The following is a 14,066-nucleotide window of genomic DNA, read 5'->3' on the forward strand; positions in this document are numbered from 1 at the left end:
TCACGAGGTCTTTCGCAGGACCAGGACGGAGCGGGCGCCTACGGTCACCGACTCGCCGGCGGAGGCCGTCAGCTCGCTGTCCCCCACGGGATGCGTCGTGTCCAGTTCGCCGACCCACTCGTTGCCGTACCACGTCGGCGGGAGCGTGAAGTCCAGGTCCTCGTAGTGGGCGTTGAAGCAGATGAAGAAGGAGTCGTCGACGACCAGTTCGCCACGTTCGTCCTTCTCGCCCAGTCCGTTTCCGTTGAGGAACACGGCGAGGCTCTTGCCGAACCCGCTGTCCCAGTCCTCGGCGGTCATCTCCTGGCCGGCCGGGGTGAGCCAGGCGATGTCGAGTGCCTGGTCGCCCCATCGGATCGGCTTCCCGCCGAAGAACTTTCGTCGCCGGAAGACCGGATGCCGGGTGCGCAGTGCGATGGCCTTGCGGGTGAACTCCAGCAGGTCGGCGTTCTCCTCGGCGAGAGTCCAGTCCATCCAAGACAATTCGGAGTCCTGGCAGTAGACGTTGTTGTTGCCCTGTTGGGTACGCCCGATCTCGTCGCCGTGCGCCAGCATCGGCGTGCCCTGCGACAGGAACAGCGTCGCTAGGATGTTCCGCTGCTGCCGCGCGCGCAGGGCGTTGATCTCGGGATCGTCGGTGGGTCCCTCGACTCCGCAGTTCCACGACCGGTTGTGGCTCTCGCCGTCCCGGTTGTCCTCACCGTTGGCCATGTTGTGCTTCTCGTTGTAGGACACCAGGTCCCGCAGCGTGAAACCGTCGTGCGCGATGACGAAGTTGATGCTCGCGAGCGGCCGTCGGCCGGTCGCCTCGTACAGATCCGACGATCCGGTGAGCCGGGAGGCGAACTCGCCCAGGGTGGACGGCTCGCCGCGCCAGTAGTCGCGGACGGTGTCGCGGTACTTGCCGTTCCATTCGGTCCAGAGCGGCGGGAAGTTGCCCACTTGGTAACCACCCTCGCCGATGTCCCAGGGCTCGGCGATCAGCTTCACCTGACTGACCACCGGGTCCTGCTGCACCAGATCGAAGAACGCGGACAGCCGATCGACGTCGTGCAGTTCGCGGGCCAGCGTGGACGCGAGGTCGAAACGGAAGCCGTCCACGTGCATCTCGAGGATCCAGTACCGCAGCGAATCCATGATGAGCTGCAGCGTGTGCGGATGACGACCGTTGAGGCTGTTGCCGGTTCCGGTGTAGTCCATGTACATCTCGGGATCGCCGTCGACGAGCCGGTAGTAGGCGGCGTTGTCGATGCCCCGGAACGACACGGTGGGTCCGAGGTGGTTGCCCTCGGCGGTGTGGTTGTAGACGACGTCGAGGATGACCTCGATGCCGGCGTTGTGGAACTCACGCACCATCGCCTTGAACTCGGTCACCGCGCTGGCCGGCTGGTCGGGGTTCGACGAGTACTCGATGTGCGGTGCCAGGAATCCGAAGGTGTTGTATCCCCAGTAGTTTCGGAGACCCTGATCGCGCAGGACGAAGTCCTGCATGAACTGGTGCACGGGCATCAGTTCGATGGCGGTGATGCCCAACTCCTTGAGGTGGTCGATGATCACCGGATGGCACAGCCCCGCGTACGTGCCGCGCAGGTACTCGGGGATGTCGGGATGGGTCGCGGTCATGCCCTTGACGTGCGCCTCGTAGATGACCGTCTGGTGGTACGGACGATTGGGCGACCGGTCGTTCTGCCAGTCGAAGTAGGGGTTGATCACCACCGAGACCATGGTGTGCCCGAGTGAGTCCAACTGCGGCATCGGATTGACCGGCTCGGGATCGGGGATGTCCCCGTGCTCCGCGGGCGCGGCATCGCCGTCGGACTCGCCTGCCTCATCGGCGGGATCGGCCGCATCGCCCGCCTCGGCGGTCGGCTCGTCGGCATCGTCGACCGCGCCCTCGTCGGTCCCGCCACCGCCGGTCCCGGTGTCGGCGGCCCCGGTCTCGGGGGTTGCGGATGCGTCGTCGTCGACCGCCGATTCGTCGGTGTCCTCGGGCGGTGTCGGGAGCGGGTAGGAGAACAGCGATGCGTCGCCGTCGAAGTCGCCGTGGAAGGCCTTGCCGTACGGATCGAGCAGGAGTTTGCTCGGGTCGCAACGCAATCCCTGCGACGGGTCGTACGGCCCGTAGATGCGGAAGCCGTAGAACTGGCCGGGCCCGACGTTGGGCAGGTAGCAGTGCCAGCAGTAACCGTCGACCTCTTCGAGCCGGATCCGACGCTCGTGGCCCTCGCGGTCGATCAGGCACAGCTCGACGGCTTCGGCCACCTCGGAGAACAGCGAGAAATTCGTTCCCACACCGTCATAGGTGGCGCCGAGGGGGTATGGAGTACCCGGCCACACCGGGATCGGGGCCGGTTCCGGTTGGACCAGCGCCTCGGCCTGGATCGGGTCGGACGGCATCGGTACGGGGTCGGCGATGGTCTTGCCACCACTCGGAGGTGCTGCCGTCGTCGAGGTGGTGTCGTACTCCGGTGCGTGGGGCTCCGAGGGGGAGCCGGGATCGGCGGTGGAATCTGAATCGGGAGTGGAGTCGGGATCACCCGGCTGTTCACCGGGGGCCGGCGGTCCGGTCTTACCCGCCTTCGACGACGTCATGGGTCGACCCTAGTCGCGTTGCCGCGGACGGTCATCTCAGGACGCGGCCGGTCGGGTCAGATGTGGGCTGCCCCACCCGCCGCTTCCGGAGGAAGCCCGCGACTTCCGCCGACCGTCACGGCACCGCGGGACCAGCCCACGGCAGTTGCGCCTCCATCTGGCGCCCCAGCTCGTCGGTGAGGCTGCGGACATAGGTCGCACTCAGGTGGTGTGGGTCTTTGTAGACGGTGATGTTGCCGACGATCGCCGGGCACCGCTCGGCGTCGCAGATCCCGTCGGACATGTCGAGGGGGTGGAAGTCGGGTCGCGTGGCGGCCAGCTCCGCCGCCGGGTCCTCGGGTGAGAGGACAGCACTGCGGCGCGACCCGCAGCTCTCGGCGTCGCCGCCGTCGGCGAGGCAGATCGGGGTGTCGATGGTGCCCTTCGCGTTCTTCGGCCACGGGGTGTCCCGCATGCCCAACACCGGCACCCCGGCGTCGAGGAAACGGTCGAAGATCGGCACGTAGTCCGGTGGCACCCAGTCGCCGGGTTCGTAGTCCCGCGGTCGCGTCGAATTCGTCAGCACCGCGTCCGGCTTGTCCGCGATGACGCGATCGATGACGCGCTGTCCCCAGTCGTAGCACTCCGGGTAGGGCACGCCGCGCTGTTTGGGTACCCGGTTCGTCGACAGCGGGCACCCCATCTTGAGGTAGGTCTTCACCTTGAAACCGTTGCGCTTGCCGAGAATGTCGAGCGCCGAGATCCACATCTCGGCATGCGAGCCGCCGGCGAGCGCGATGGTGCGCGTCGCGGTCGGATCGCCGTAGGTGCCGACGTGGATCTCGTTGTCGGTGAAGTCGCTCATGTAGCCGTCGGTGGAGGTCTCGGGGAAGTCCTTGATGACCTCCAGCGCCGACGGTTGTGGATCGAGGGCGGGCACCGGCCAGCCGTCGAGCAGTGCTCGGGCCCCCGGGTACGACCTCGGGTCGAGGTTCTTGGTGTCGACGACGATGTTCGCGACGTGCCGCTCCCACACGGTGATGCCGACGCCGGTGACGAGCGTCGCCACCACGAGGATCGAGGTGACGACCGACGTGTACGACAGCCACCGCGACCGCCCGTCGCGGCGGCCGCGGCTGAGCGCCGAACGATCGCCGCCGCGCAGCGGGTCTTCGATGTAGCGCTTGGTGAGCCACGCGAGCCCGACTGACGCCGCGAGGATGAGCACGCCCTCGACGAAGTTGGCATGGTTCTTGTCGCGCCAGGTCAGATAGAAGATCAGCAGCGGCCAGTGCCACAGGTACAGCGAATACGCGATGGTCCCGAGCCAGACCGGCCACCTGCTCGCGAGCCAGCGGTTCGTGACGGGCATCTCGGTGGCCGCGGCATGGGACCCCCGAGGTGGCTTCTGCAACGCCGTCGCGCCCGCCCAGATGATCAGCAGCGTCGCGCCGACCGGCACCAGTGCCATCGGACCGGGGTAGGCGTTGACACCGTCGATCCAGAACCCGCAGCTGACGATCAGCGCGAGCGCGAAGACGGTCGCGATGTTGCGCAGCCAGTTGGGGATTCGCAGGGACGGCAACCAGATCGCGAGCAGGCCGCCGGCCAGCGGTTCCCACAGACGGGAGATCGTGTCGTAGTAGTTGTACGGCTGGTTGATCGCCAGGCCGCGGTGCGCCCAGTAGAACGAGGCGAGCGCGACGACCAACACCGCGCCGCCGACGAGGAACCTGATGACCCGCGGGTCGGCGAACGGCCGGGCGACGCGGGCACCGACCTTGAGCAACGCCGCGAACGCGAGGGCGACGAGCAGGGTCAGGACGAAGAACTGGCCCTGCACCGACATCGACCAGATGTGCTGCAGGGGGCTGTTCGCCGAACTCGCGGCGAGGTAGTCCTGGGAGTTCTGCGCGAGATACCAGTTCTGGTAGTACAGCGCGCTCGCGATGACCTCGCGGCCGACATTGGCCCACCGGGTCTGCGGGAGGATCAGCAGGGTCAGCACCGTGACCGCGATCAGGACGGTGAGCAGCGCCGGCAGCAGCCGTTTGAGGAGACGTTTGAGCCGTGGCCACGGGTTGAGGGTGTCGCGGAAGGAGACGTGCGGAGCCTGGCTCGTGATCGCGTGCCGCAGCAGCGACCCGACGAAGAAGTATCCCGAGAGGGTGAGGAAGACGTCGACGCCGCCGGAGACCTTGCCGAACCACACGTGAAAGCAGGCGACGAGGGCGATGGCGATACCGCGCAGGCCGTCGAGGTCGGTGCGGTATGCGGGCGTTGTCGGCGTCGAGGGGGACGACTCCGGCGCCACTACTCGCGTCGTCGATGCCACAGGGCGTGTTCTTTCCGGTGGGGGACAGATCGGTCTCGGGGCCGGGATGACCGGCTAGCAATGTACTCGTCGAAGCTGTGAAACACCGATTCGGACGACCGCGACACTCGCGCACCGGTCTGCGGGGCCGCGCGGGGTTCACCGCGAGCGGCGCGTCCGGGCTCCGTCGAGGATGATGCCCAGCCCGTCGCGGAACTCGCCCGCGAAGTCGCGACCCGACGGCCCGGTGACACCCAGACGCTCCATCTGCGCGCGCGTCTGTTCCTCGATGGTGAGCCCGATGACCAGCTGACACAGTGCGGTGCTGACCGCCTCGGCGTCGCGGACGGACAAACCACCGGCCGTGCCGGCGGCGATGATGTCGGCGGTGATGGCCTTCGACGACAGACCGCTCGCCCAGCTCGACGACACGACCTCGGCACTGTCGGGAACTCCGAGGAGCGCACTGCGCATGTCGGTCGCGAGCAGATCGAGGCGCTCGTCCCAGGCCAGCGAGGTGTCGGGGATGGCGACCGCACCCAGGATGTCGTCGGCGAGCGCGGCCAGCAAGGTCTGCTTGTTGGGAAAGTGCCAGTACAGCGCGTTGGGACGGACGCCGAGTTCGGTGGCGAGGCGTCGCATCGACAGGTCGGCCAGGCTGTGCTCGCCCAGGATGTCGCGGGCGGCGCGCAGAACGTCGGTGCGACTGTTGCTCACCCGCGTCAGCGTAATGACCCGGCAGTGGGGCATCGAACCCCGGGCCTGTACACCGTTCAGGACGCCCTGTACGGTGTTCAGGGTCCTGGACGGTGTCCAGGACTGCCTAACGACAGGCCGGGAGGTGCCTCATGGATCACGACGCGATCAGTCGCATCGATGCCGACCACATCTGGCACCCCTACGGTGCGCTGCCGGCGGCCACCCGGCCGTTGGTCGTGGCCTCGGCCTCGGGTGTCCGCCTCGAACTCGCGGACGGCCGATCGGTGGTCGACGGGATGAGCTCCTGGTGGGCGGCGATCCACGGTTATGGACACCCTCGACTCGACGCCGCCGCGGCGGCTCAGCTCGGTCGGATGTCGCACGTCATGTTCGGCGGTCTGACCCACGAACCGGCTGCCCGGCTGGCGCAGCTCCTCGTCGAGATCACCCCGGCCGGCCTGGAGAAGGTGTTCTTCTGCGACTCGGGATCGGTGTCGGTCGAGGTGGCGGTCAAGATGGCGCTGCAGTACTGGCGCAGCCGCGGTCGGTCCGGCCGCACGCGTCTGCTCACCTGGCGTGGCGGCTACCACGGCGACACCTTCACCCCGATGAGCGTCTGCGATCCCGACGGCGGCATGCACGCGATGTGGAAGGGTGTTCTCGCACAACAGATCTTCGTCGACGCCCCGCCGGCCGAGTTCCGGCCCGACTACGTCGCCGAGTTCGAGCGCACCGTGCGCGCGCACCGCGACGAGCTCGCCGCGGTCATCGTCGAACCCGTGGTCCAGGGTGCGGGCGGCATGCGATTCCACGACGCGGCATATCTGCGTGCGCTCCGGGAGATCTGTGACCGCCACGACGTCCTGCTGATCTTCGACGAGATCGCGACCGGATTCGGCCGTACCGGAACGTTGTTCGCGGCCGACGCCGCCCCGGGGGCCGACGCCGCCCCGGGGGCCGACGCGGCGCCGGGCGCCGGCGTCGCGCCCGACATCATGTGTGTCGGCAAGGCGCTCACCGGTGGCTACCTCACGCTCGCCGCGACCCTGTGCACGTCCGAGATCGCTCAGGTGATCAGTGCGGGGGAGGCGGGCGGACTCGCGCACGGCCCGACCTTCATGGCCAACCCGATGGCCTGCGCGGTGGCCGTCGCAGCGATCGAACTGCTGCTGGAAACGCCGTGGGCCGAGCGGGTCTCGGCGATCGAGCGGGGGCTCCGCGACGGACTCGAACCGCTGCGTGATCGCCACGGCGTCGTCGATGTGCGGGTCCTCGGCGCGATCGGCGTCGTCGAACTCGATCGCCCGGTCGACATGGTGGCGGCCACCGACGCGGCCGTCGAGGCCGGGGCATGGCTGCGGCCGTTCCGCAATCTCGTCTATACGATGCCGCCGTTCATCTGCACACCCGAGGACATCGGGGTGATCGTGCGCGGAGTGTCCGCTGCCGTGCATGCCACGGTCGGCGATCGCGAGCCGGCAGTGGTGCGGTCATGACTTCGATTCAGGTGCAGCCGGATTCGAGGGTCAACGGCGATGCGCGGGTCAGCGGCGGGGGAGAGATCGGTCTGGCGTGGCTGGCCGGCGCCGCCCGTGCGCGCGCCGAGGCCGGCCTGCATCGCAGCCCACACGTCCGCAGGGCGGCCGGCGACGAGATCAACCTCGGTTCCAACGACTACCTCGGGTTGTCGACCCACCCCGCGGTGATCGCCGGTGCGCGGGCCGCCGCGGAACGGTGGGGAGGTGGCTCGACGGCGTCGCGCCTCGTCGTCGGCACCACCCAGGCACACATCGATCTCGAGCACGATCTCGCCGACTTCCTCGGATTCGATGCGGCACTCGTCTTCTCGTCCGGCTACTTGGCGAATGTCGGTGCGATCACCGCGCTGGCGACGCGCGGCGACCTGATCGTCAGCGACACCGGCACCCATGCGTCGCTGATCGACGGTTGCCGGTTGTCGCGTGCCCGGGTGGTGGTCGTCGACCGCGGTGATCACGGGGCGGTCCGGCGGGCCCTCGCCGAACGTACCGAGGCCCGGGCGCTCGTCGTCACCGATTCGGTGTACAGCATCGACGGTGAACCGGCGCCGGTCGCGGATCTGTATGCCGCGGCACGCGCGCACGGGGCCGTCCTGCTCGTGGACGAGGCCCACGCTCTCGGGGTACGTGGTCCGGGTGGTCGCGGACTCGTCGCCGAACAGGGACTTTCGGGCGCTCCCGATCTCGTCGTCACGACCGTGCTGTCGAAATCGCTCGGCGCGCAGGGCGGTGTGGTCCTCGGGTCGGAGCTGCTGCGCTCGCACCTCGTCGACTGCGCCCGCACCTTCATCTTCGACACCGGCCTGAACCCGGCCGCGGTGGGCGCCGCGCATGCCGCCCTGACGATCCTGCGGGCGCAACCCGGGTTGCCGGACCGACTGCGCGACAACGCCCGTCGCCTGGCGCTCGCGTGTGGCGTAGAAGAGCCCGCCGCGGCGGTCATCGCGATCGTCGTCGGGGATCCGCAACGCGCGGTGGCAGCTGCTGCCGCGTGCCGGGACCGTGGCGTCCTCGTCGGGTGTTTCCGTCCGCCCTCGGTCCCGGTCGGGACGTCGAGGCTGCGGATCACGGTGCGCGCCGACCTCGATGCCGCTGCCCTCGACCACGTGGCCGCCGTCGTCGACGCCGCGCTCCGCGAAGTCGGTGCGCGGTGACCGCCGCACGCCGCGGCAGGGTCCTCGCCGTCACCGGGACCTCGACCGACGTCGGGAAGACCGTCGTGACCGCCGCACTCGCCGCTGCCTGCCTGCCCCACGAGGTGGCCGACCCTCTGCTCCCTGAGGTGGCCGACCCCCTGCTCCCTGAGGTGCGAGGAGCGTTAGCGTCTGCCCACCCTCTGCTCCCTGAGGTGCGAGGAGCGCAAGCGTCTGCCCACCCTCTGCTCCCTGAGGTGCGAGGAGCGCAAGCGTCTGCCCATCCTCTGCTCCCTGAGGTGCGAGGAGCGTTAGCGTCTGCCCATCCTCTGCTCCCTGAGGTGCGAGGAGCGATAGCGACGAGCCACGAAGGGCGCGTCGCCGTCTGCAAACCCGTCCAGACCGGCGTCGGTCCCGACGAACCCGGCGACCTCGCCGAGGTGCAACGCCTGGCGGGCGACGTCACCGCGGTCGAGCTCTTCCGCTACCCGGAACCCCTCGCGCCCGACACCGCCGCGCGCCGCGCCGGGATGCCACCGGCCGATCCGGCGGTGATCGTCCGCGCCGTGGACGATCTGGCCGCGTCACACGACCTGACCCTCGCCGAGGGCGCCGGCGGAGTGCTGGTGCGGCTGGGGGAGTCGGCCACGATCCTCGACATCGCCGCGGCCACTCTCGTCCCCGACACCGTCGACGGTGTGGTGGTCGTGGTGGCGCCGGGGCTGGGCGCGCTCAATCACGCCGAGCTCACCGTGAACGCGGTGCGGGCGCGCGGTCTGCGTCCCGCCGGACTCGTGATCGGTTGGTGGCCGGACGATCCCGACCTCGCGATGCGGTGCAACCGCACCGACCTCCCGCGGGTGACCGGGGTGCCGGTCGTCGGGGTCCTGCCCGCCGGCGCCGCGAACCTCGAACCCGCCGAGTTCCGCCGCCACGCAGCGTCGTGGTTCGACGATGAGTGGCTCGCGACCCTTTCTCCCCGCCATCCGGAACAGCTCGTCCGGACGCCGTAACACGTTCCCGCAGCAGAACAATCATCCAAGGAGTATCACCAGTGACCCAGGCAACAGTCGACGCCACCACCTCGGCACCGGCGTCGGACGACATCCTCGCCATCGCCCGTGACCAGGTGCTCGACCGCGGCGAGCCGCTCGATCAGGAGCAGGTTCTCCGGGTTCTGCGGTTGCCCGACGACCGGCTGACCGAACTGCTCCAGCTCGCCCACGATGTGCGGATGCGCTGGTGCGGGCCCGAGGTCGAGGTCGAGGGCATCATCTCGCTGAAAACCGGCGGGTGCCCAGAAGACTGCCATTTCTGTTCCCAGTCCGGACTTTTCGCCTCGCCGGTACGAAGTGCGTGGATCGACATCCCCTCCCTCGTCGAGGCGGCCAAGCAGACCGCGAAGACCGGTGCGACCGAGTTCTGCATCGTCGCGGCGGTCCGCGGTCCCGACAAGCGGCTGCTCAGTCAGGTCGCGGCGGGAATCGAGGCCATCCGCAACGAGGTCGACATCCAGATCGCGTGCAGCCTGGGCATGCTCACCCAGGAGCAGGTCGACCAGCTCCGCGACATGGGCGTGCACCGTTACAACCACAATCTCGAGACCGCGCGCAGCCACTTCCCGAACGTGGTGACGACCCACACCTGGGAGGAGCGCTGGGACACCCTGCGCATGGTCCGGGAGGCGGGCATGGAGGTCTGCTGCGGCGGCATCCTCGGTATGGGTGAGTCCCTGGAGCAACGGGCCGAGTTCGCCGCCGAACTGGCGACGCTCGAGCCCGACGAGGTGCCGCTGAACTTCTTGAACCCGCGGCCCGGCACCCCGTTCGGCGATCTCGACGTGCTCCCCGCCGCGGAGGCCCTCAAGTCGGTGGCCGCCTTCCGTCTGGCGCTGCCGCGCACCATCCTGCGCTTCGCCGGCGGGCGTGAGATCACGCTCGGCGACCTGGGGGCCAAACAGGGCATCCTCGGCGGCATCAACGCCGTCATCGTCGGCAACTACCTGACGACCCTCGGCCGGCCCGCCGAGGACGATCTCGATCTCCTCAGTGATCTGTCCATGCCGATCAAGTCGTTGAACGACACGATCTGACGGGCTCGTCGCCGCGATGGGTAGCGTGTTCTCATGATCGACACCGTCCCGGGTCCTCTCGCCGAGCCGTGCCGGTTCGGTGTGTTCACCGGACTCGAACTGGAACTGCAGGCTCCCGACGCCGTGCCGCCGGCTGCCCGGTTGGGTCTCGAACCCCCTCGCTTCTGTGGCCAGTGCGGGCGCCGGATGGTGGTCCAGGTGCGGCCCGACGGATGGGATGCCCGCTGCTCGAGGCACGGGACGGTCGACTCGTCGGAGCTGGGTCGCCGGTGAAACCGCCGGTCCGCACGGTCTCGGGACTGGCCGCGGTCACCGTCGGCGTGGCCCTCATCGGCGTCGTCGCCGGGGCGGTCTGGGCGCTCCTCACCCCGCCGACCACCGGCGTCGTGTTCGAGGGTCTCCGTCGCGAGGACATCCCCGCCGACTTCGCCGGCGTGGGCGCCTTCGCCCTGACGATGTTCGCCTACGGCGCGGTCACGGCCATCGTCGTGTGGTTTGCGGCCCGGACGTGGCGCGGGGTCGCCGGATTCGTGTGGCCCGCCCTCGCGACGGTGGCAGGTTCGGCGCTTGCGGCGTCGGTCGGGATGTGGGTCGCGGGCCTGCGGTTCGACGACGATCCGACCGCACTGCCGGTCGACGCCGTCTACCGGGTCGCGCCGGAGCTGTGGCTCGACGGCGCGACGCGGTCCGGCTCGAGCGAGCCGTGGACGCTGCTCATCTGTGCCCCGTTCGCGTTCGCCGTGGTGTACCTCGTCTGCGTGTTGTCCTCGCGGACAGCCGATCTGGGCGTCGGAGATCTCGAGTCCGACGAGCCGCCGGCGGACGTGTTCACATCGGTGGGCGCAGCGTCGCGAACTCATCCGTGACGCGTAGCTCCTTCTCCGCGAAGGCGTAGAGCGCCGGCGGGCGACCCCCGTTACGGCCGGTCTTGCCGACGGTCCCGGTGGCGACCACCACCGCGCGCCGGCTCAGGATGCGGAGCAGGTTGGTCGTGTCCACGGGATAACCCAGTGCGGCGCAGTAGATCTCCGACAATGCCGACATCGGGAACCGGGCGGGGGCCAGCGCGAACGCGATGTTGGTGTAGGAGAGTTTGGCCGCAAGTCGATGCCGGGCGGCCTCGACGATCCCGGCGTGATCGAAGGCCAGGGGCGGTAATCCGTCGACGGCGAACCAGCCCGCGGCGTCGGGGGGTGTCGCGTCGGCGTCGGAGGGCACGAGGCCCATGTAGGTCGACGCGATGGTGCGGACCGTGGGCACCCGGTGCGGGTCGGAGAAGACCGACAGTTGTTCCAGGTGCGCGATCTCACGGACGTCGAGCGCGTCCGCGACGAGCCGGCGTGCGCTCGCCGACAACGTCTCCTCGGCGCCGACCCCGCCGCCGGGAAGTGTCCACACGCCGTCGGCGGACCGCGACAGCAGGACGCACAACGACGGGTCGTCGGTGTCCGACGTGTTCCGGGTCTGGGGTACGCGGATCTGGAAGACGACGCTCAGGACTTCCACCCGGAGGGTCGCACCGTCGGCGATGGGTGGCTCGGACCCGGCGGATGGCATGCGCCCGATTGTAGGGTGCGCCCTGCTGCTGACCCCCGCTGGTTGAGTTGGAGCCCCCGGCTGGCGCCCCTGCTGGTTGAGTCGACGCCTCCCTGCTAATTGAGCCAGTGCCCCACCTGCTAATTGAGCCGGTGCCCCCCGCTGGTTGTGCTGGTGACCCCCGGCTGGTTGTGCTGGTGACCCCCGGCTGGTTGTGCTGGTGACCCCCGGCTGGTTGTGCTGGTGACCCCCGGCTGGTTGTGCTGGTGACCCCCGGCTGGTTGTGCTGGTGCCTCCGCTGGAGGAGTCGGCGACCCCCTGCTGGTTGAGCCGGCTCCGAGCGAAGCGAGGCGCCGTGTCGAAGCCACCTGGTGACCTCGACTACCCGCCCCCGTGCGAGGTGAGGACCAGCGCCTCGCCATCGGTGACGGCGATCGTGTGTTCGCTGTGCGCGCCGCGGGAGCCGTCGAACGACCGGATGGTCCACCCGTCGGCGTCGAACTTGATGCGCTCGGAACCGAGCGTGAACCACGGTTCGAGCGCGAGGGTCAGGCCGGGGCGTAGTTTCATGCCGCGTCCGGCCCGGCCCACGTTGGCGACGTGGGGATCCTCGTGCATGGTGCGGCCGAGTCCGTGTCCGCCGAACTCGGTGTTGACCCGATACCCGTGTGCGGCGGCGACCGCTCCGATCGCGGCCGAGATGTCGCCGAGCCGACCGCCCGGACGAGCGGCGTCGATGGCTGCGGCCAGTGCTTCTTCCGTGGCCGCGACGAGGCGCTGATCGTCGGGCTGTGGGGTGCCGACGATGACGCTGCGCGCGGAGTCGGCCACCCAGCCGTCGATGGCGACGGCGATGTCCATCGAGAGCAGGTCTCCGTCGGCGAGGACGTAATCGTGCGGGAGTCCGTGCAGGACAGCGTCGTTCACCGACAGGCAGATCACATTGCGGAACGGGCCGCGGCCAAAGGACGGCGAGTAGTCCCAGTAGCAGGACTGAGCACCGCGGTCGTTGACGAGCTTCCGCGCGCGTTCCTCGAGCTCGAGGAGGTTGACCCCGACGTCGGCGCGTCCGGCGAGGTCGTCGAGGAGATCTGCGATGAACGCCCCCGTCACTCCCATGGCGGCCACCTCGGCAGGCGACTTCAGTTCGACCATTCCCGTCCTCTCGTGGTCATTGCGTTCTTTCGGATCGCTGGTCGGTATACAAATACCACCGCGTCTCGGTATTTGTATACCGGACCCGCTAGGATCGCCACATGGTGCGTAACCCCCTGACCCCGGAACAGATCGCGGCCGGCCGCCGGCTCGGCGCCCGTCTCCGCGAGTTGCGCGGCGACCGTCCGCTGGGCGATGTGGCGTCGGGCGCGGGTATCTCGCCGGAGACCCTGCGCAAGATCGAGACCGGACGCATGCCGACGCCCGCTTTCGCCACGATCGCGGCGCTTGCTCGCGCGCTGGGTACCTCACTCGACGATCTGGCGCTCGTGCTCGACGCCGAGGTGGCACGAGTCGGGTGACCGCGAACCGATCGGATCTCACCTATCCCGAGGTCGGCGCGACGGCCGGGACGCTCCCGCCCGGTTACCACCATCTGCGCCGGTCACGGGTCATCGGCTCGGGATCTGCCTGCTTCGCCACGGCCGGCCGGCGAATCATGAACTGGGACATGCATCGTCATGCCGGCTTCGGTGTCGACGAATCGACCCCCGCGGCCACTGTCGGCACCGACGTCGACCTGCGCGCCGGTCTCGGCCCCCTCGCGATCACCGCACGGTGCCGGGTCGTCGAGGTGATCGACGCCCCGCGCGAGCGCGGCTTCGCGTACGGCACGCTGCCCGGCCATCCCGAGATCGGCGAAGAGCGCTTCTGGGTGGAATGGCTCGACGACGGCACCGTGATCGGGCATGTCGTCGCGTTCTCGCGTCCGGGGCGTTGGTTCACGCGTCTGGGCGGGCCGATCGGGCGGGTTGCGCAGTCGCGATTCACCGAGCGCTACCTCGACGCTCTGATGTGTGGCTGAACTCGTCGTCCGCCTGGATCGCGGGCCGAGAACGCCGGCGACGAGGTCATGGGAATGCCGTGAGTGTGGCGAATGTTACGATGCATAGCGTTTTCGACCATGAGTCGAAAACCTGCCTCGGACACACGGCCCGTGATCTGGGGAACCAGCGTCCCGGGGACGG

At 69.1% G+C, this 14,066-nt stretch carries 13 protein-coding genes; 8 read left to right on the top strand and 5 right to left on the bottom strand.

Features of this window, described 5'->3' with window-relative positions:
• The 3 genes from glgX to JW364_RS03310 form a co-directional block, all read right to left on the bottom strand.
• Entirely contained in the window at positions 1-2,592 is a 2,592-nt protein-coding gene (gene glgX / locus JW364_RS03300) for a glycogen debranching protein GlgX (RefSeq protein ID WP_205333002.1), read from the bottom strand.
• 115 nt (positions 2,593-2,707) lie between these two features.
• Positions 2,708-4,906, bottom strand: coding sequence for an acyltransferase family protein (locus tag JW364_RS03305; protein WP_374100785.1), 2,199 nt, complete (start codon positions 4,904-4,906; stop codon positions 2,708-2,710).
• A 138-nt stretch (positions 4,907-5,044) separates the two neighbouring features.
• Positions 5,045-5,602, bottom strand: a complete 558-nt coding sequence (locus tag JW364_RS03310; RefSeq protein WP_205333001.1) for a TetR family transcriptional regulator — start codon at positions 5,600-5,602, stop codon at positions 5,045-5,047.
• 131 nt (positions 5,603-5,733) lie between these two features.
• Between JW364_RS03310 and JW364_RS03315 the strand changes: the two genes are divergently transcribed.
• From JW364_RS03315 to JW364_RS03340, 6 genes are all read left to right on the top strand, one after another.
• Positions 5,734-7,080, top strand: a complete 1,347-nt coding sequence (locus JW364_RS03315) for an adenosylmethionine--8-amino-7-oxononanoate transaminase (protein WP_205333000.1) — start codon at positions 5,734-5,736, stop codon at positions 7,078-7,080.
• Positions 7,077-8,276: an 8-amino-7-oxononanoate synthase gene (locus tag JW364_RS03320; RefSeq protein WP_205332999.1), complete on the top strand. Its 1,200-nt coding sequence runs from the start codon at positions 7,077-7,079 to the stop codon at positions 8,274-8,276. Before JW364_RS03315 ends, JW364_RS03320 begins: the two co-directional genes overlap by 4 nt.
• 308 nt (positions 8,277-8,584) lie before the next feature.
• Entirely contained in the window at positions 8,585-9,268 is a 684-nt protein-coding gene (gene bioD / locus JW364_RS03325; protein ID WP_240198599.1) for an ATP-dependent dethiobiotin synthetase BioD, read from the top strand.
• Between the two features lie 41 nt (positions 9,269-9,309).
• On the top strand, positions 9,310-10,347 hold the full coding sequence (gene bioB / locus JW364_RS03330; protein ID WP_055476567.1) for a biotin synthase BioB: 1,038 nt from the start codon (positions 9,310-9,312) through the stop codon (positions 10,345-10,347).
• A gap of 33 nt (positions 10,348-10,380) precedes the next feature.
• A complete protein-coding gene (locus tag JW364_RS03335) occupies positions 10,381-10,620 on the top strand; it encodes a hypothetical protein (RefSeq protein ID WP_055476568.1) in 240 nt (79 codons plus the stop codon).
• Positions 10,617-11,213, top strand: coding sequence for a DUF2567 domain-containing protein (locus JW364_RS03340; RefSeq protein WP_307814707.1), 597 nt, complete (start codon positions 10,617-10,619; stop codon positions 11,211-11,213). The genes JW364_RS03335 and JW364_RS03340 overlap by 4 nt, the downstream gene beginning before the upstream one ends.
• On the opposite strand, the gene JW364_RS03345 is transcribed toward JW364_RS03340, so the two are convergent.
• Positions 11,176-11,904 (bottom strand): NUDIX domain-containing protein, encoded by a 729-nt coding sequence (locus JW364_RS03345; protein ID WP_055476570.1) that lies wholly within the window; start codon positions 11,902-11,904, stop codon positions 11,176-11,178. The genes JW364_RS03340 and JW364_RS03345 overlap by 38 nt on opposite strands.
• A gap of 360 nt (positions 11,905-12,264) precedes the next feature.
• Positions 12,265-13,038 carry a type I methionyl aminopeptidase gene (gene map, locus JW364_RS03350; protein WP_165629925.1) on the bottom strand — a complete coding sequence of 258 codons (774 nt, stop codon included), beginning with the start codon at positions 13,036-13,038 and terminating at the stop codon, positions 12,265-12,267.
• A 101-nt stretch (positions 13,039-13,139) separates the two neighbouring features.
• Here map and JW364_RS03355 point away from each other — a divergent pair, with 101 nt between their 5' ends.
• Positions 13,140-13,400, top strand: a complete 261-nt coding sequence (locus tag JW364_RS03355; RefSeq protein WP_055476572.1) for a helix-turn-helix domain-containing protein — start codon at positions 13,140-13,142, stop codon at positions 13,398-13,400.
• Complete coding sequence (locus JW364_RS03360; RefSeq protein WP_159371014.1) at positions 13,397-13,903, top strand: DUF1990 family protein; 507 nt, start codon at positions 13,397-13,399, stop codon at positions 13,901-13,903. Before JW364_RS03355 ends, JW364_RS03360 begins: the two co-directional genes overlap by 4 nt.
• The last annotated feature ends 163 nt before the right edge of the window (positions 13,904-14,066 follow it).

Origin of the sequence: Gordonia sp. BP-119 (assembly GCF_016924115.1) — a bacterium.
GTDB lineage: Bacteria > Actinomycetota > Actinomycetes > Mycobacteriales > Mycobacteriaceae > Gordonia > Gordonia hongkongensis.